Raw genomic sequence first — 17531 nt, 5'->3', positions numbered from 1 at the left:
AATTAGGCAACAAAAAAGTTTCGATTCGGAGGTCTGACCCCGGTTAGGCAACAAAAAAGTTGCGAGTTGGAGCTCTGACCCCGGTTGGCGGTGTTAGCGTTTGATTTGCATGCGGCGGCCGATGGCGACCACGGCGATCACCGCGAGCGCGAAGCCGATATTGGCCGCTTCCAGCGGCTCGCCCAGCAGCATCCACGCGCCCGCCAGGGTCATGAATGGTTGCAGCAGTTGCACTTGCCCCACCCGGGCGATGCCGCCCCGCGCCATGCCGCGGTACCAGAAGAAAAAGCCGATGAACATCGAGAACACGGACACATACGCAAAGCCAATCCACGCCCGCGCCCCAGCTTCGGCCATCCGGTCCACTTGGGGCCAGGCCAGCCAAACCACCAGCGGCAGCACCAGCGGCACCGACAGCACCAGCGCCCAGCTGATCACTTGTTGCCCGCCCATGCTCCGCGATAACTTTCCGCCTTCGGCGTAGCCCACCGCCGCCGCCGCCACGGCGCCGAACATCAGCAGGTCGGCCTGATGAAAGCTGCCGCCGCTCTGGCGCAGGGCGAAGCCGATTACGATAGCCGAGCCCGTCAGCGCGGTCAGCCAGAAACCCAGCGAGGGTTTTTCGTTGCCGCGCAGCGCGGAGACGAGCGCTGTGGCCAGCGGCAATATGCCGACCAGCACCGCGCCGTGCGAGGCCGGCAGGCTGCGCAAGGCAATCGAGGTCAGCCACGGAAAGCCGATCACGCAGCCGAGCGAGACCATCGCCAGCGGCCACAGCGCCGACCTCGGCGGCAGCGGCGCGCGCTTCCACACCAGCCAGATGCCAGCGAGCAGCGCCGCCACCAGCGCCCGCCCCAGCGCGACAAACACCGGCTCCAGCCCGGCCACCGCCATCCGCGTGAACGGCAAGGTCAGGCTGAACATGGCGACTCCGACCAGCCCCAGCAGCATGCCGGCACTCTCGTCGGACATCCCGGGCCGCGCCGCACCCGTCAACGCATTTGTCACGATCGTCGTCATGCTTCAAGGCCCTTGCAATATGTGGCGGAACAGCTCGGCGTCGACGTTGCCCCCAGTCAACGGCAGGCCGATTTTCTTGCCACGGATCAGGGCGCTGTCCTTGATCTGCATGGCCGCCGCCAGCGCCGCCGCACCCGCGCCTTCGGCCAGGTTGTGGGTGCAGCGGTAGTACAGGCGCATGGCGCGCGCCACTTCGTCGTCGGTCACGGCCAGCACGTCGTCGGCGCATTCGAGCACGGCCACCAGCGAAGCGGCATCGGCCACGCGGCACGCCAGCCCGTCGGCCACCACGGTGCTGACCGCCGCCTCGATGCTGCGCCCGGCCCGGAACGAGAGCTGGTACGCCGGCGCATGGCTCGACACGACGCCGATAATGCGCGTCTTGACGCCCAGCGCGTGGCGCGCCGCAATCGCGCCGCAGATGCCCGAGCCCTGGCCGATCGGTACCAGCACCAGGTCCAGGTCGGGCTGGGCGCGGAACAGTTCGAGCCAGCCGCTGGCCACGCCCGCCACCAGATCCTCGTGATACGACGGCACCATGTGCAGCCCTTCTTCGCGCATCAGAGCCAGCGCATGCTCGCGGCTTGCCTGGAAGTCGTCGCCATGTTCGATGACCCGCGCACCGAGGCCGCGCATGCAGGCGTTCTTTTCGACGCTGTTCCCGTGCGGGACCACCACCGTCACCTGCAGCCCCAGGCGCGCGCCGCTGAAGGCAATCGCCTGGCCATGGTTGCCGCGGGTCGGGGCGATGATGGCGCGCACCTCGGGCGCGCGGCGCACCAGCGCGTCGAGGTAGACCACCGCGCCGCGCGCCTTGAAGGTGCCGAGCGGCGTGTGGTTCTCGTGCTTGACCCAGACGCCGGTGCCGACCGCCTCGTTCAACAGCGGCCACGAATACTGCGGCGTGGGCGGCATGGCGCGGTAGACCAGGGCGGCGGCGGCATCAAGTTCGGCGAGGGAAGGCAGGTACATGGCGCTCTTTCAAAGGGTGGAAGCGGAAGGTCGATAGGTGTATCCTAGACGAGAAAACCAGTACAGTACCAATACACTTAACCATATAATTACGCATACTGTGACGGTGCCATGACCAATACAAGCAATCCCGCCATCGGCCTGCTCACGCGCGGCTCGGGCGAAACGCTGATCGACCAGATCGTGCGCTCGGTGTCAAACCGCATCGACGACAAGCTGCTGCGCAGCGGCGCGCGCATGCCGTCGATCCGCCAGTTCGCCGCCACCCACGGGGTGTCGTGCTTCACGGTGGTGGCCAGCTACGACAAGCTGGTGGCCAAGGGCTATGTGGAGTCGCGCCGCGGCGCCGGTTTTTTCGTACGCGAGCGCTCGCCCCTGAACGCCGGCGAACGGTCCATGCCCGACGCGCCGCCGGCAGCGCTGGAAGCCAAGCCGCTCGACGTGGTCTGGCTGATCCGGAACATGTTCCGCCCGGCGCCATCGCAGCGCGTGCCCGGTTCCGGCGTGCTGCCGTCCGAATGGCTCGATGGCCCGATGATCGCCAACGCGCTGCGTGCCGTGAGCCGCCAGAGCGCGGCGCTGCTGGTCAACTACGGTGCGCCGCAGGGCTTCCTGCCGCTGCGCCAGCAGCTCCAGCTGAAATTGGCCGAACTGGAAATCGACGCCGCGCCCGAGCAGATCGTCACCACCGTCGGCGTGACCCAGGCGCTGGACCTCGTGGCGCGCGAGTTCACCCGCCCTGGCGACACCATTTTCGTGGACGATCCGGCCTGGTTCCTGATGTTCGGCGCGTTCGCGGCGATGGGTCTGAAGGTCGTCGGCATTGCCCGCCTGGCCGACGGTCCCGACATCGCGCAACTGGCCGCCATGGCGGCGCTGCACAAGCCCAAGCTGTACGTGATCAATTCGGTGCTGCACAATCCCACCTCCACCTCGCTGTCGGCGGCCAAGGCGTTCCAGGTGCTGCGCATCGCCGAGGAACACGGCTTCACCATCGTCGAAGACGATATCTATTGCGACCTGCATCCGGGCAGCGCGGTGCAGCCGGCCACGCGCATGGCGGCGCTCGACCAGCTGCATCGGGTGATCTACCTGGGCGGCTTTTCCAAGTCGCTGGCGGCCAACCTGCGGGTCGGCTTCATCGCCACGTCTCCCGAGTGGGCCCAGCGCCTGTGCGACCGCAAGATGCTGGCCACGCTCACCACCAGCGACATCGGCGAACGGGTGGTATACAAGGTGCTCTCGGAGGGCCTGTACCGCAAGCATGTGGACCGCCTGCGCGGCCGGCTCGACCAGGTCCGCGCGCGCACCGTGCGCCAGATGGACAAGGTGGGCTTGAGTGTCGACGTGGCGCCGCCGGCCGGCATGTTCGTCTGGGCCGACACCGGCATCGATACCATCGCCCTGGCCGAACGCGCCATGGCCGAAGGCTTGCTGCTGGCGCCCGGCGCCCTGTTTTCGCCCAGCCAGCTGCCCTCGACCCGGATGCGCATGAACGTGTCGACCTCGCAGGAACCTGGCGTGTGGGAGTTCCTGGCGAGGGAACTGCGGCGCTGAGCTCGCGGGCCTTGAAATCGCCCGGAACACCCCCATTTCTCTCCAATCCGTTCAACCCGTCTTACACGAGGACTAAAAATGGCTGTTGCCGAAAAAGAAACCCTTGGTTTTCAAGCAGAAGTAAAACAGTTGCTGCAACTGATGATCCACTCCCTGTATTCGAACAAGGAGATATTCCTGCGCGAGCTCATTTCGAACGCGTCCGACGCGGCCGACAAGCTGCGCTTCGAGGCGATCAATAACGACGCTTTGTACGGCAACGACCACGAACTGAAAATCCGCGTCGCCTTCAACAAGGAAGCGCGCACGGTCACCATCTCCGACAACGGCATCGGCATGAGCCGCGACGAAGTCATTTCGCACCTGGGCACCATCGCCAAGTCGGGCACCAAGGAATTTTTCGGTAAGCTCTCCGGCGACCAGCAGGCCGACGCGGCCCTGATCGGCCAGTTCGGCGTGGGCTTTTACTCGGGCTTCATCGTCGCCGACAAGATCACGGTCGAAACCCGCCGCGCCGGCGCCGACGCATCCGAGGGCGTGCGCTGGGAGTCGGCGGGCGAGGGCGATTACAGCGTCGAAGCGATCGAGAAAACGGCGCGCGGCACCGATATCATCCTGCACCTGCGCGAAGGCGAGGACGAGTTGCTGTCGAGCTGGAAGCTGAAATCGATCATCCGCAAGTACTCGGACCATATTTCGCTGCCGATCGTGATGCAAAAGGACGAGTGGGACGCCGAGAAAAGCGAGACGGTGCTCAAGGACGAAGTCGAGACGGTCAACCAGGCCAGCGCGCTGTGGGCCCGCAACAAGAGCGACATCACGCCCGAGCAGTACGAGGAATTCTACAAGCACGTCTCGCACGACTTCCAGGCTCCGCTGACCCACACCCATAACCGGGTCGAGGGCCGCAGCGAGTACACGCAGCTGCTGTACGTGCCGAGCCACGCCCCGTTCGACCTGTGGGACCGCAACAAGCGCGGCGGCATCAAGCTGTACGTCAAGCGGGTGTTCATCATGGACGATGCCGAGCAGCTGATGCCGGCCTACCTGCGCTTCATCAAGGGCGTGATCGATTCGAACGACCTGCCGCTGAACGTGTCGCGCGAGATCCTGCAGGAGTCGCGCGACGTGAAGGTGATCCGCGAAGGCTCGACCAAGCGCGTGCTGGGCATGCTGGAAGAACTGGCCAACGCCGACGAGCAGGAAAAGAAGGACAAGTACACGACCTTCTGGACCGAATTCGGCCAGGTGCTCAAGGAAGGCATCGGCGAGGACGCCGGCAACAAGGACCGCATCGCCAAGCTGCTGCGCTTCGCTTCCACGGCCAACGACAACGCCGACCAGAATGCCTCGCTGGCCGACTACATCGGGCGCATGAAGGAAGGCCAGGAAAAGATTTACTACGTGGCTGGCGACAGCTACACCGCGGCCAGGAACAGCCCGCACCTCGAAATCTTCCGCAAGAAGGGCGTGGAAGTGCTGTTGATGACGGACCGCGTCGATGAATGGATGCTGTCGTTCCTGACCGAGTTCGAAGGCAAGGAGCTGGTGTCGGTGGCCAAGGGTGGTCTGGATCTGGGCGGGCTGGAAGACGAAGCCGAGAAGAAGGAACACGAAGAGACCGAGACCTCGTACAAGGAACTGGTCGAGCGCATGAAGGCGGCGCTGGGCGAGAAGGCCAAGGATGTGCGCGTGACGTTCCGCCTGACCGATTCGCCAGCCTGCCTGGTGGCCGACGAGAACGAACTGTCGGGCAATCTGCTGCGCATGCTGAAGGCGGCGGGGCAGAGTGCACCGGAATCGAAGCCGATCCTGGAGATCAACCCGAACCATCCGCTGGTGACGCGTTTGAAGAACGAAGACGCAGCGAGTACCCAGTTCGGCGACTGGGCACACATTCTGTTCGATCAGGCTTTGCTGGCCGAAGGCGGTTCGCTGAGCGACCCGGCGACGTTTGTGAAGCGCTTGAATGAGATGCTGCTGGCTGGGGCGAAGTAACGCTCTTATTTAGCACCACCGTCATAAGATCCGTCATTCCCGCGCAGGCGGGAATGACGGTCTGAAAGTCAACGTGATATTAGTTGAAATTGGTGCCTATCCCGACACCTGCCTGCACAACTCCCCCAGCAGCTTCTCCCCCTCCGGCCAGTCCCCATACCCGCTATCCCCATTGATATGCCCCGCGTCGCCAATCTCGACGAAGCGGCTGCCCCACGCCTGGGCAAACGCGCGTGCGCGTTCGATCGACACGTAAGGATCGTTGGTGCTGGCCACCACAATGCTCGGAAACGGCAGCTTTTGCAGCTGCATCGGCGCAAACCCCACCGCCTCGGATGGAAACGACGCGCTTTCCGCGTCGGCCGGCGCCACCAGGAACGCGCCGCCGATGCTCAGCACCGACTCCGAACGCGCCCAATGCGCCACCAGAGCGCACGACAAACTGTGCGCCACCAGGATCGGCGGACCTTCGCTCATGGCAATCGCCGCATCCAGCTCGTCCACCCATTCCTGGCGATCGGGATTATTCCAGTCGCGGTGCGCGACGCGCTTCCATGCCGGGTTGCGGTGCTCCCAGTGCGTTTGCCAGTGCGACGGGCCCGAGTTCCAGATCCCCGCCAAAGTCAGTACGTCGCAATCCATTACCCCTCCGCGTCAGTCGTTTGATTACGTCGATTGTACGACTAAAGGCGGGGGCCAGCTGCGCACGCGGCCACCCATGCCGCCCGGGCATCGCGCATGCAGCGGCCGTACGCTTGCGGCGGCGTGCCTGGCCGCCGCAAGCATCGACGGCATGGGCCAGCTTAGCGCGCGCCCTTGCTCACCTTGATCCAGTTCAGGTTCCAGCCGCCCTGTTTCGCGTAGATGCCGAATGCATGGCTGCCGGCTGCCAAGGTCACGGTCTTGTTGACCGAGGCCCAGTTCTGCCAGCCGCCGGTGGCGGGAATGGCCACTGTGGCGTAGGTCGGCTTGCCGCCGGCTTCCTCGAAACTCAGTTCGCCTCCGCCCGGGCTGGCGACCCGGAATTCGATGGTGTAGGCGCCGCTTTCGGGAATGAGCACCGGTGCGTTGGTGTACGACATCCAGTCGCCGCTGTCGATATGGCTGGCGTTCCTGCCGCCGCCGGCGTCGCTGGTCTGCTCCGACTCCACGCCGCTCATGCTCGCGTGGTCCTCGGCCTGGATCAGCGCGATCTGCCCGCCCGATCCGGCCGCGGCGATGCTGATCCAGTTCAGGTTAAAGCCGCCAGCCTTGGCCGCGATGCCGATCGACTGCTTGCCGGCCGGGAGCTGCACGTCGTGCGAAATGGTGCTCCAGGTCTGCCAGCCGCCGGTCGAGGGCACCGCCTTGGTGCCGAATACCGGGCTGCCGCCGGCCCGTTCCAGGCTGATGTTGCCGCCGCCATTGGCGCTGGCCACGCGGTAGGACACCGTGTACAGGCCTGCCGATGGCACGTCGACCGTGTAGTTCATCCAGTCGCCGCTGTCGATGTAGCCGACGTTCTGGCCGCCGCCCGCGTCGCCGGTCGATTCAAGCTGCACGCCGCTCATCTGGCAGTACGCTTCGGCCTGGATGGTGGCCGGCACCGTGGCCGTCGTGCAGCCGGTGTCCGCGCTGGACGGCCAGTTGCGCACGGTTTCGCGGGCCTGCTTGCCCGATTCGGTCAGGTCCCAGTTGGCCCAGCCGCCGGTGGCGCTGGCGCCCGGCACCAGGCTGGCCGAACCCTCCCTGGCATCGTCGAGCGCCCAGTTGGCGTTGCTGATGTTGTGCTTCTTCATGAAGTCGATCCAGGCATTGGTTTCGGGGTAGTTGACGCCACCATTGCCGTCGGCGTTGACCGAACCCCACTCGGTCACGAACAGGGCCAGGCCGTTGTTCATGGCGGTGGCGGCCTTGTCGCGCAGGAATTGTCCATGGGTGCCGGCGTAGAAGTGCAGGGTGTAGGCGATGTTGCTGTGGCCCGTGATCGGATTGCGCGAGGCGATGTCGGCATCCTGCGACCAGTGCGGCGAGCCGACGATGATCAGGTTGTCCGGGTCGATCGCGCGGATCGCCGCAATCACGGCCTGCGCGTACGGCTTGACGTTGGCGTCCCAGGTCACGTCGTCCTTCGGTTCGTTGTAGATCTCGTAGATGACGTGCTTGTTGTGGCCGTAGGTGCGCGCCATCTCCTGGAAAAAGGCGATCGCTTCGTTCTGGTGGCGGAAGGCGTAGTGCGAGTGCCAGTCGATGATGACGTACATGTCCTTGGCGATGGCGGCATCGACCACGGCCTTCACGCGCGCCTTGTTCGCGGCCGGGAACTGGATGTAGCCCCCTTGGTCTTCCACGCCCATGGCGGCGCGTACCAGTTTGGCCTTCCAGTCGTCCTTGAGCCAGCCGACCGCGCCGGCGTTGTAGAAGCGCTCCCCGGGCCAGCCGGTGTTGGACCAGTACATGCTGCTGCCGCTGATGCTGCCCGGTTTGCCGCCGACCAGCACCTGGTTGCCGCTGACCGTGAGGGCCGGCACGTCGGCCAGCGCGGCGCCGGCGCACAGCGACAGCGCCAGGGCGATGAGGGTGGTGCGCAAAGTCGGACGGGATGCTGCTGTCTTGCTGAGGGTCATGCTCATCGCTATTGTCTCCTGAGTGGATGTTCGTGAGCGAGGGGCGACGGCCAGGGCGGGATCGGGCTTGGTGCCATCTCGATGCTTCATTCGGCGCGCGCGGCGCCGCGGCAGTCCCTGATGTTATAGGCGAAATCGTTTTCAGGTGACTGTGAAGCATTGGACATCAGCGTGCCGGCGAAGTCAATGGAAACGTTCCCGCTCTGCGTCGTGGAAGAAACACTGACTTACGGCAAGTGCAGCCGGGAAGCGCCTCTTGAACCGCTTACAGCGCCGTGCGCAGCGCGAACAGCTCCGGGAACAGCACCACGTCAAGCATCTTGCGCAGGTAGCTCACGCCGGCCGTGCCGCCGGTGCCGGTTTTAAAACCGATGATGCGCTCGACCGTCGTCACATGGCGGAAACGCCAGTAGCGGAATGCCGTCTCCATGTCGACCAGCTTCTCGGCCAGTTCGTACAAGGCCCAGTGCCGCGACGGTTCCTGGTACACGGCCAGCCAGGCCGCCTTGACCGATTCGTCGGCGGCGGTAGGCAGGGTCCAGTCGGCGTTGAGGCGTTCGGGCGCGATGGCGAAGCCGCTGCGCGCGAGCAGCATCACCGCTTCGTCGTACACCGACGGCGCGCGCAGCTCGCGCTCGAGCACCGCGTGGGCCGCCTGCGCCGTTTCGTGGACGCCCAGCAGGGCCGCGTTCTTGTTCCCGAGCAGGAATTCGAGTTCGCGGTACTGGTGCGACTGAAAGCCCGACGACGCGCCCAGGAATGGGCGGATGGCGGTGTACTCGGGCGGCGTCATGGTGGCCAGCACGTCCCAGGCGTGCACCAGCTGGTCCATGATGCGCGCCACCCGCGCCAGCATCTTGAAGGCGGGCGCCAGTTCGCCGGCGCGCAGGTTCACGCGCACGGCCTGCAGCTCGTGCAGCATCAGCTTGAGCCACAGTTCGCTGGTCTGGTGCTGCACGATGAACAGCATTTCATTGTGATTGGGCGAGCGCGGATGCTGGGCGTTGAGGATCTGGTCGAGTCCCAGGTAATCGCCGTAGCTCATCGCTTCGCTGAAATCCATCTTGGCGCCGTGCCATTGGGCCGGGCATTTTGCTTCATCGGACATGATTCGCTTTCAGGTAACGGCGCCGCGGCTGGCGGCAATATCGTAGGCTCGGTCGTCGAGGATCTGGCGCAGGATCTCGACCGCATCCCATACGTCGGCGAAGCTGGTGTACAGCGGCGTGAAGCCGAAGCGCATGATGGCCGGCTCGCGGTAGTCGCCGATGACGCCGCGCGCGATCAGCGCTTGCATCACCGCGTAGCCGTGCGGGTGGGTGAAGCTGACCTGGCTGCCGCGCCGCGCATGCTCGCGCGGGGTGGCAAGACCGAGCGGATGGCTGGCGCAGCGCGTCTCCACCAGGTCGATGAACGCATCGGTCAGGGCCAGCGACTTGGCGCGGATGGCGTGCATGTCGGTCTGCTCGAACACTTCCAGCCCGCATTCGACCAGGGTCAGCGAGACGATCGGCTGGGTGCCGCACAGGGCGCGCCCGATGCCGGCGGTGGGCTCGAATTCGGGCGCCATGGCGAACGGGTTGGCGTGGCCCCACCAGCCCGACAGCGGCTGGGTAAAGGCCCCCTGGTGGCGTTCCGGCACCCAGATAAAGGCCGGAGCGCCCGGGCCGCCGTTGAGGTACTTGTAGGTGCAGCCGACGGCGAGGTCGGCGCCGTCGCGCTGCAGGTCGACAGGTACGGCGCCGGCCGAATGGGCCAGGTCCCACAGGATCAGGGCACCTTGCTGGTGCGCGTGGCGGCTCATGGCGGCCATGTCGTGCTGGTAGCCGGTGCGGTAGTTGACGTGGGTGAGCATGACGACGGCGCAGTCGGCGCCAATGGCGGCGGGCAGCTCTTCGACCGAGTCGACCAGCCGCAGCTGGTAGCCGCGGTCGAGCCAGCTGGTCAGGCCCTGGGCCATGTACAGGTCGGTGGGGAAATTGCCGCGTTCGGTGACGATGACTTTGCGCCCGGGCGCGCCGGACTGCATGTGCAGGGCCGAGGCCAGCGCCTTGAACAGGTTGAGCGAAGTGGTGTCGTTGACAACGACTTCACCGGCGCGCGCGCCGATCAGCGGGGCCAGGCGGTCGCCGAGGCGCTTGGGCAGGTCGAACCAGCCGGCCGTGTTCCAGCTGCGGATCAAGTCCTGGCCCCATTCGCGCGCGATCACGTCTTGCGCGCGGGCGAGCGCCGTGCGCGGACGGGCGCCCAGCGAGTTGCCGTCGAGGTAGATCACGCCGTCGGGCAAGTCGAATTGCTGGCGCAGGGGGGCGAGGGCATCGCCGGCGTCGAGGGCAAGGCAGTCGTTACGGTTCATCGTTCACCTTAAGAAATACTTTAGGCTTCATCTAATTTGAGCCAATGCGGGAGTGTAGCAAGAATTCGCCGCGTCTTGTCAGCGGGCCATGCAGGAAAATTAACTTAAAAACAAAATTAACATATAAGAAATGCTAGTAAAAAAGACTATGAAGGATTTGCTGCGTGGCATTGATCTTGAACGCCATCGGCGCTCTGGAGTGGCGAGGGATGCGCCGATTGGCAGACAGGCAGTTCGGCTTCGACCTGGCCTCGGAAAGATATGGGTAATTGCAAGAATGGCCGGACGCTGACGTTGGACCTGCAGCGGTGTGCGCAGCCTGGTGGCCAGTATGTCGATCACCTCGGCCATCAGGATATCCCCTGGTGCGGCCTTGCCGCCGGAGCTGACGCCAAGCAGCCAGTGGATGTAGTCCAGCAGGCGCATGGGCGGTATTGGTATGGCAGGTAACAGCAATTCGCTGCTTGTTGTTTTTGTCCAACGAATAGCAAGAGGCGGCGTCAGCATCTGACAAGTGTTAAAAATATTTAAATATTTGTTAACAATGAGATATTGTTAACAGGCAAATCTGCCGCAGCGCGGTATGAGCCCCGCGCTTGCTGCGGCCAGTACAGCCCTGGGCGACGAAACGTGACCAAGGCAACAGCGGGTGCCATGGTTTTTTTGGTGATTGACCTATAGGAGAGATCTTCATGCGTGTTCGGGGCACATTTGGATATGGCCTTCGCCAGCTTGAGACGAGCCGCCTGGCTCGGCTCGTTGGCGTCGGGGCACTCTGTTTGTTCGGCGTTTTAGGTTTGGCTGTGAACGACGCCAAAGCCGACACCAAGGGCAAGGTGTTGTACGGAAAGCTGACATATGACCGGGTACCGTCGACGCTGGAGGACGGCCTTAACTACAGCGCGCTTGTGCACAAGCCCATTCGCAACGTGCGGGTGGTGCTGGTCGAATACAGCAAAGAGGGCGGCACGAACAGGGAACTCGCGGCCACCACCTCAGGGGAAGACGGTAGCTACAGCTTCCCGGTTCCCGATCTGGTAACGCGGGTCCGGGTCCGGGCGTTCGCCGAGACGACCAATCCGCCATTGCGGGTTCAGGACAACACCAACGGCAACGCCTTGTACACGCTGGAGTCTCCCGCAATTACGACGACCGCAGCGGTCACCGTCAAGGACCTGAACGCAGGCAGCGGCTGGGGAGGGTCGTCCTACACGGGCGCGCGTGCGGCTGCACCGTTTGCCAGCCTCGACACGCTCTACGCGACGGCACGCGCTTTCACGGCGGTGCGACCCCAGGTGAATTTTCCTTTGCTGCCAATTAACTGGAGCGTCAACAATCGCCCGGAAGTTGGCGATATTGCTTTGGGCCAGATCAACACGTCGCACTACAACAGTGGCTCGGGTGGAATCTTCATCCTCGGCAAGGCGGATGTGGATACCGACGAATACGATGCCCATGTCATGGTGCATGAATGGGGTCATTACTTTGAAGATAAGATGGGTCGCTCGGACAGCATCGGTGGCACTCACGGCGCTGGCGACATCATCGATCCACGGCTTGCCTTTGGCGAAGGGTGGGGAAATGCGCTGAGTGCGATAATCCTTTTTCCGGACGCGAAATACAGGGATACCGGAGGAGCCGGCCAGGCCCAAACTACGCTCGTCATCGACATGGAAAGCAACGACTCCAACGATCCGAAGCCGGGTTGGTTCTCCGAAGCGTCGGTGCAATCCGTGCTGTATGACCTCTTCGACCCGGCGAATGAGTCGTTTGACGACGTGGCGCTTGGACTGGGACCGATCTACGACATCATGACGGGGGGGCAGAAGAGTACCCCGGCTGTGACTTCCATTTTTTCGTTCATCAGCGCCTTGAAAGCAGTCCCCGGCACCTCGGCCTCCACGATTGCGGCCATCGACAGCCTGACTTCGCAGTCGCGTATCGACCCCATTCAAGACGCGTTCGGGACCGGCGAGACCCACAGCGGCTACAACGCGGCGAACCTGCCGGTCTTCCGGCAGATGACGGTGGACGGCGATAGCCTGACCCTGACGTTCCTGGCCGAAGTGGACAACATCAACCGGCTTGGAGCGAACCGCTACATCAGGTTCACCAGCCCTGCCGCAGGTCCGATCCAGGTCAGCGGGACCTCAAGCAGAGACATCGGGCTCACGCTGCTCGAAGACGGCAAGAAGATCGCCGTTGCCGACAATGACACCACCGGAACCGAGCAACTCTCGTTCTTTGCCGAGGCGAACAAGGCGTACGTCCTCACGGTCCAAGGCTTCGTTACCAAATCGAACGGCCCATACAGCGCGTCGGTTCGCATCGCAAGCGGTGATATCGCGCGCAAGGCCGCGATTGTCAATCGAAAAACCAAAGCGGTTCGCTAAAGCGTTCCCCGCCTACCTAAGGATGCCATCATGCAAGTGAAAATTTCAACGCTGGCGGCGGCGCTCGCCGTCGGACTGATCACCTCATTCACGGCCGCGGCCGTCCAGGCCAAGCCACAGGCGCCCGTAGAAATCGTCGGAATGGTGCAAGCGCAACAAGCCACGCTGAAGATCGCCTTCGAGTCGGCTGCGCAGCAGGTCAATGTCCGGGTCTACGGCGTGGATGGCCTGACCGTGATTGGAACCAGGTCACCCGTCATCGGCGGGACGTTCGCCGCTGGCCAGGTGATGACGCTGCTTGTCAACTACAAGCCAGGAGCGGGCACGAGCAATCTGGCGGTGCAGGTCGATGGTCAGTTTGACGGCAAACGACGTACGACGATTTCGTCGTTCACCGTGCAAAACGGCCAGGCTGCCAGATCCAGCGCCGATAGCACGGCGCCGACCATTTCGGTCGACGGGCGAGGCCGGCGGATTGCCATCCTGCCAGCGCAAACCAAATAGCAACATTCCGGCAAGACACGCGCTGTTTACGAGCGCTGCGGTCTTGCCTGATCTTTCACCCTCCCACCCAATGACTTAGCAACTATCAAAAAGGAATGACCATGTTTCTGAAATCGACACTGCTCGCCCTGGCCTTTTTTGCCTTTGCATCGACCGCCCAGGCTGATTCCATCCACACCATCACCGGCGACACGACTGGCGCCGCCATCTTTGATCGACCGGTCGAGAACCTTTCCGGCTTGTCGGAAATCGGCACGGATGTCAGCTTCAACCAATTCACATTCACGGTGTCGGCAGCGGGCGCGTACTCGTTCCTGACGACGGCGGCTTTCGACTCGTTGGCTTTCCTTTACAGCCCGAGCTTCGATCCCAGCTCGTCGCTGACGAACGCCCTGATCGGTAACGACGATCTTCTTGGTACGACCACATCGGGCTTCGTGGCCAACCTGGACGCCGGCACGACTTACGTACTGGTGATTACCGGTTTTGAAGGCTTCGAGTATGGCAAGCACAGCACGACCATTGGCGGGCCCGGCGACGTCACCATCAGCGCTGTTCCCGAACCCGAGACCTATGCGCTGATGGCACTTGGCCTGGGCGTCGTGGGCTTGGCACGCCGTCGTGCGCAGTCCCTGAAGACGGCCTGAACGGAACTTGCGAGCTGCGCGCGCGCAGTGCCCATGACAGGGCATGCAAGTAGTTCAACACCGTGGCCGGCTCGCATCGGCATGCATGACGAGCCAATAAAAACGCCTGCGTGAGTGCTTCGCTCGCCAGGCCGCCTCCGACGCCCGTGTGTCGCTGATGAGTTGTATCGGCGACACACTTAAATTTTTCGCCACAAAAATATTTTAAAAAAGATGCATTCCGGCCCTAAAGTTTCGTCCAGGCATGCCGCTAACAACTCAGACACGGGGGAATCCGGAAAATAGTTTGAAGTTTTTTCAAATTATTTTTAAAAAAGCCTCAAGTTCTCCAACAGTTTGACGTAACCGGTACAAGACGACAGAAAAACCGCGTCGACGGGTCAGTTACACCGCGTCCCACAATTCGTATTTCCGCCCTGGTTTCATAGGGGCGCGACCATGATCCGGCAGGGTTCGTAGGACGAACACCTACGGACTCGCCTCATCTGTACCTCACCCAAAATACAGGCGCGCGCCTATTCTCGTATTGTTGCTGTACAGTCAGAATCTATCTCACTGGCAATACGAACACAGCGCCAGATTTCAACGGATTGAAGGAGACGGAAAATGACTGCGAACGACATGATGGCTGAAATTCGTGATGCGAACCTGAGCTACCTGATGCTCGCCCAGCAGATGATCCGCGCCGACAAAGTGACCGCGATCTTCCGTCTCGGGATTTCGGCGGACATCGCCGAACTGATCGAAAACATGAGCAATTCCCAGATCCTGAAGCTGGCCGGCGGCAACATGATGCTGGCGCGCTTCCGTTTCGACGACAGTGCTATTCTGTCGATGTTGACCAACAACAGCAAAGACCGCGTTCTCGCCCAGTCCCACGCCGCCATCCTGATGGCTGGCCAGGCAGTCGAAGAAATCGTTTAAAGCTCGTTGGCTTTTTTGCAGCAAGCGCCGCTGAAAACAGCAACATCGGGAGTCCTCATGTCCAAGAAAAGCGTCGTATCGGAAGCCCAGGAAATCCAGCTGGCGATCGAATTGATTCACCTTGGCGCCCGGCTGCAACTGCTCGAAACCGAGGTCTCGCTCTCGCGCGAACGCCTGCTCAAGCTGTACAAGGAACTCAAGGGCGTCTCGCCGCCGAAAGGCATGCTGCCTTTCTCGACCGACTGGTTCCTCACCTGGCAGCCGAATATCCATTCCTCGCTGTTCATCAACATTCATAAATTCCTGACCGACCACGCCGGCGCCACCGGCATCGAAGCGGTCATGAAGGCTTACAAGCTGTACCTCGAACAAATGCCGCCCGAGCCAGGGGTCGAACCGCTGCTGTCGCTGACGCGCGCGTGGACCCTGGTGCGCTTCTTTCAGAGCAAGATGCTGGCCATGGCCCCGTGCGACAAGTGCCAGGGCAAGTTCGTGGTCGATTGCCTGGACCTGAACCACGCTTACCAGTGCGGCCTGTGCAACATGCCTTCGCGCGCCGGCAAGACCAAGAAGGTCAAGGACGCCAAGGATGCCAAGGACGCGAGCGATGCCAAAGACGCACACGACGCGGCAGCCGCGCTCCTGAACGCGTGACCGGCCCCGGCCAACCTGCGCGCGGCAACTCCGAAGGGCAGGGCGCAAGTCTTGCCCTTCGCCGCATCTGGCGCGCACCCGCGGCGCAGGCGCTGGTGCTGCAGTGCGCCGCCGCTCCGCTGACCCTGATCGTGGTGTTCCTGCTGGCGCGCGCCGGCGCCGTCGTGTCGTTCGCCGACGCCGCCCTGATCCAGGGCATCCTGGCCTGCGCCCTGACGCGCCTGCGCGGCCTGGCCGTGTGGTGGCTCGGCATCCAGCTGGTGTTTCCGCTGGCCCTGATGGGCACGCACCGCCTGCAGATTCCGCCGCTGCTGTTTCTGGCCATCTTCCTGTTCCTGCTGGCGCTGTACTGGTCGACCTTCCGCACCCAGGTGCCGTACTACCCGTCCGGCAAGTGGGTGTGGAATGAAGTCGACAAGCTGCTGCCGAACGACAAGCCGCTGCTGGTGGTCGATATCGGCAGCGGCCTGGGCGGCTTTACGATGGAGATGGCGCGCCGCCGGCCGGCCTCGCAATTTGTCGGCATCGAACTGGCGCCGCTGCCGTGGCTGCTCAGCTGGATGCGCGCGCGCCTGAGCGGCAGCCGCGCCCGTTTCGTGCGTGGCGATTACGACAATCTTGATTTTAGTAACTACGATGCGGTGTTCGCTTATCTGTCGCCGGCGGCCATGAGCGCATTATGGAAGAAGGCCTCCAGGGAGATGCGTCCGGGTGCGATTTTGCTCAGTTATGAGTTTCTGATAACGGAAAAAACACCGGATATTATTCTTATGCCTACAGGGCGTGGCGCGCCTCTGTACGGATGGCACTTTTAGGAGACAACCGGGAGGGTTTTCCTTGCCGCTCGCGCCGTCTCACGCTATTGTAGTTCCGTATGTAAATTAAATGAATCGAGCTTTTTAAAGATCCGACAGCATGAATTGCCATTCATATATTGGCGTTGTTATCTTTAAAACGTCGGGCGCTGCCCGAGCTCTTTCCACCTTGGGAGTCAGCGCACTTTGTTAGTCATACTCGGATACATCATCGTTTGCGGGTCGGTCTTCGGCGGCTTTGCCGCCAGTGGCGGCCACCTCGCGTCGCTGTTCCAGCCGCTCGAACTGGTGATGATCGGCGGTGCGGCTTTCGGCGCTTTCTTCGTCGGCAACAATAGCAAATCGATCAAGGCCACGCTCAAGGCCGTTCCCAGCCTGTTCAAGGGTTCGCGTTATACCAAGGACCTGTATATGGAAATGATGTCGCTGCTGTTCGACGTCCTTTCCAAGGTGCGCAAGGAAGGCTTGATGTCGATTGAAGGCGATATCGAAAACCCGGAACAAAGCCCGGTGTTTTCCAAATATCCCGGCGTGCTGGCCGACCACCATATTGTCGAATTCATGACCGATTATCTACGGCTGATGGTATCGGGAAATATGGACGCCTTCCAGATCGAAAATCTGATGGATAACGAAATTGAAACGCACCACCATGAAGGCGCGGTGCCGGCCCATTGCATCGCCAAGCTGGGCGACGGCTTGCCGGCGTTCGGCATCGTGGCCGCGGTGATGGGCGTGGTGCACACCATGGAGTCGGTCGGCATTCCGCCGGCCGAACTGGGCATCCTGATCGCCAAGGCGCTGGTCGGTACTTTTCTGGGCATTTTGCTGGCGTACGGCTTCGTCGGTCCGCTGGCCAGCCTGCTCGAGCAGAAGCTGGAAGAGTCGACCAAGATGTTCCAGTGCGTGAAAGTGACCCTGCTGGCCAGCCTGAACGGCTACGCGCCGGCGCTGGCGGTCGAATTCGGGCGCAAGGTGCTGTATTCGACCGAGCGCCCGACCTTTGCCGAGCTGGAAGAGCACATCAAGAAATCGAAGACCAAATAAGCCCATCATGCACAGCGCCCCTTCTTCCCGCATGATGC

16 protein-coding genes are annotated in these 17531 nt (G+C 62.6%); 9 read left to right on the top strand and 7 right to left on the bottom strand.

The window, feature by feature from the left end:
• Positions 1-93: 93 nt before the first annotated feature.
• A complete protein-coding gene (locus RBA41_RS30835) occupies positions 94-972 on the bottom strand; it encodes a DMT family transporter (protein ID WP_306628174.1) in 879 nt (292 codons plus the stop codon).
• A 51-nt stretch (positions 973-1023) separates the two neighbouring features.
• The gene (locus RBA41_RS30830; protein ID WP_306628169.1) at positions 1024-1992 is read right to left on the bottom strand and encodes a threonine dehydratase; all 969 of its coding nucleotides are present in this window, start codon (positions 1990-1992) and stop codon (positions 1024-1026) included.
• A 111-nt stretch (positions 1993-2103) separates the two neighbouring features.
• Between RBA41_RS30830 and RBA41_RS30825 the strand changes: the two genes are divergently transcribed.
• Together RBA41_RS30825 and htpG are read left to right on the top strand one after the other, a co-directional pair.
• Entirely contained in the window at positions 2104-3549 is a 1446-nt protein-coding gene (locus RBA41_RS30825; RefSeq protein WP_306628168.1) for an aminotransferase-like domain-containing protein, read from the top strand.
• 78 nt (positions 3550-3627) lie between these two features.
• Positions 3628-5547 (top strand): molecular chaperone HtpG, encoded by a 1920-nt coding sequence (gene htpG / locus RBA41_RS30820; protein ID WP_306628167.1) that lies wholly within the window; start codon positions 3628-3630, stop codon positions 5545-5547.
• A 96-nt stretch (positions 5548-5643) separates the two neighbouring features.
• On the opposite strand, the gene RBA41_RS30815 is transcribed toward htpG, so the two are convergent.
• The 5 genes from RBA41_RS30815 to RBA41_RS30795 all read right to left on the bottom strand — a co-directional run bounded on the left by RBA41_RS30815 (position 5644) and on the right by RBA41_RS30795 (position 10935).
• On the bottom strand, positions 5644-6189 hold the full coding sequence (locus tag RBA41_RS30815; RefSeq protein WP_306628166.1) for an RBBP9/YdeN family alpha/beta hydrolase: 546 nt from the start codon (positions 6187-6189) through the stop codon (positions 5644-5646).
• A gap of 161 nt (positions 6190-6350) precedes the next feature.
• Positions 6351-8159 carry a carbohydrate-binding protein gene (locus RBA41_RS30810; protein WP_306628165.1) on the bottom strand — a complete coding sequence of 603 codons (1809 nt, stop codon included), beginning with the start codon at positions 8157-8159 and terminating at the stop codon, positions 6351-6353.
• A gap of 259 nt (positions 8160-8418) precedes the next feature.
• Positions 8419-9261 carry a tryptophan 2,3-dioxygenase gene (kynA, locus tag RBA41_RS30805; protein WP_306628164.1) on the bottom strand — a complete coding sequence of 281 codons (843 nt, stop codon included), beginning with the start codon at positions 9259-9261 and terminating at the stop codon, positions 8419-8421.
• Between the two features lie 9 nt (positions 9262-9270).
• Entirely contained in the window at positions 9271-10509 is a 1239-nt protein-coding gene (gene kynU, locus RBA41_RS30800) for a kynureninase (protein WP_306628163.1), read from the bottom strand.
• A 99-nt stretch (positions 10510-10608) separates the two neighbouring features.
• Positions 10609-10935 (bottom strand): hypothetical protein, encoded by a 327-nt coding sequence (locus RBA41_RS30795; RefSeq protein WP_306628162.1) that lies wholly within the window; start codon positions 10933-10935, stop codon positions 10609-10611.
• Positions 10936-11312: 377 nt separating this feature from the next.
• On the opposite strand from RBA41_RS30795, the gene RBA41_RS30790 reads away from it, so the two are divergent.
• From RBA41_RS30790 to motA, 7 genes are all read left to right on the top strand, one after another.
• Positions 11313-12902 (top strand): hypothetical protein, encoded by a 1590-nt coding sequence (locus RBA41_RS30790; RefSeq protein WP_306628161.1) that lies wholly within the window; start codon positions 11313-11315, stop codon positions 12900-12902.
• 30 nt (positions 12903-12932) lie between these two features.
• Positions 12933-13406, top strand: coding sequence for a hypothetical protein (locus RBA41_RS30785; RefSeq protein WP_306628160.1), 474 nt, complete (start codon positions 12933-12935; stop codon positions 13404-13406).
• A 95-nt stretch (positions 13407-13501) separates the two neighbouring features.
• The gene (locus RBA41_RS30780) at positions 13502-14053 is read left to right on the top strand and encodes an FxDxF family PEP-CTERM protein (RefSeq protein ID WP_374709621.1); all 552 of its coding nucleotides are present in this window, start codon (positions 13502-13504) and stop codon (positions 14051-14053) included.
• 606 nt (positions 14054-14659) lie between these two features.
• On the top strand, positions 14660-14977 hold the full coding sequence (gene flhD, locus RBA41_RS30775) for a flagellar transcriptional regulator FlhD (protein WP_054267168.1): 318 nt from the start codon (positions 14660-14662) through the stop codon (positions 14975-14977).
• Positions 14978-15034: 57 nt separating this feature from the next.
• Entirely contained in the window at positions 15035-15631 is a 597-nt protein-coding gene (flhC, locus tag RBA41_RS30770) for a flagellar transcriptional regulator FlhC (protein WP_306628158.1), read from the top strand.
• The gene (locus tag RBA41_RS30765; protein WP_306628157.1) at positions 15628-16446 is read left to right on the top strand and encodes a class I SAM-dependent methyltransferase; all 819 of its coding nucleotides are present in this window, start codon (positions 15628-15630) and stop codon (positions 16444-16446) included. The genes flhC and RBA41_RS30765 overlap by 4 nt, the downstream gene beginning before the upstream one ends.
• Before the next feature lie 186 nt (positions 16447-16632).
• Entirely contained in the window at positions 16633-17493 is an 861-nt protein-coding gene (gene motA / locus RBA41_RS30760) for a flagellar motor stator protein MotA (protein ID WP_306628156.1), read from the top strand.
• Positions 17494-17531 lie beyond the last annotated feature (38 nt).

The organism is Massilia scottii, from assembly GCF_030846495.1.
Lineage (GTDB): Bacteria > Pseudomonadota > Gammaproteobacteria > Burkholderiales > Burkholderiaceae_D > Telluria_A > Telluria_A violaceinigra.
The sequence above is the reverse complement of the archived record's forward strand: the minus strand, read 5'-3'. Positions and strand labels throughout refer to the sequence as shown.

Coding starts and splice junctions, on each gene's coding strand:
- RBA41_RS30835 (WP_306628174.1), bottom strand. CDS start 972: ATGTCCGACGAGAGTGCCGGCATGCTGCTGGGGCTGGTCGGAGTCGCC.
- RBA41_RS30830 (WP_306628169.1), bottom strand. CDS start 1,992: ATGTACCTGCCTTCCCTCGCCGAACTTGATGCCGCCGCCGCCCTGGTC.
- RBA41_RS30825 (WP_306628168.1), top strand. CDS start 2,104: ATGACCAATACAAGCAATCCCGCCATCGGCCTGCTCACGCGCGGCTCG.
- htpG (WP_306628167.1), top strand. CDS start 3,628: ATGGCTGTTGCCGAAAAAGAAACCCTTGGTTTTCAAGCAGAAGTAAAA.
- RBA41_RS30815 (WP_306628166.1), bottom strand. CDS start 6,189: ATGGATTGCGACGTACTGACTTTGGCGGGGATCTGGAACTCGGGCCCG.
- RBA41_RS30810 (WP_306628165.1), bottom strand. CDS start 8,159: ATGAGCATGACCCTCAGCAAGACAGCAGCATCCCGTCCGACTTTGCGC.
- kynA (WP_306628164.1), bottom strand. CDS start 9,261: ATGTCCGATGAAGCAAAATGCCCGGCCCAATGGCACGGCGCCAAGATG.
- kynU (WP_306628163.1), bottom strand. CDS start 10,509: ATGAACCGTAACGACTGCCTTGCCCTCGACGCCGGCGATGCCCTCGCC.
- RBA41_RS30795 (WP_306628162.1), bottom strand. CDS start 10,935: ATGCGCCTGCTGGACTACATCCACTGGCTGCTTGGCGTCAGCTCCGGC.
- RBA41_RS30785 (WP_306628160.1), top strand. CDS start 12,933: ATGCAAGTGAAAATTTCAACGCTGGCGGCGGCGCTCGCCGTCGGACTG.
- RBA41_RS30780 (WP_374709621.1), top strand. CDS start 13,502: ATGACCATGTTTCTGAAATCGACACTGCTCGCCCTGGCCTTTTTTGCC.
- flhD (WP_054267168.1), top strand. CDS start 14,660: ATGACTGCGAACGACATGATGGCTGAAATTCGTGATGCGAACCTGAGC.
- flhC (WP_306628158.1), top strand. CDS start 15,035: ATGTCCAAGAAAAGCGTCGTATCGGAAGCCCAGGAAATCCAGCTGGCG.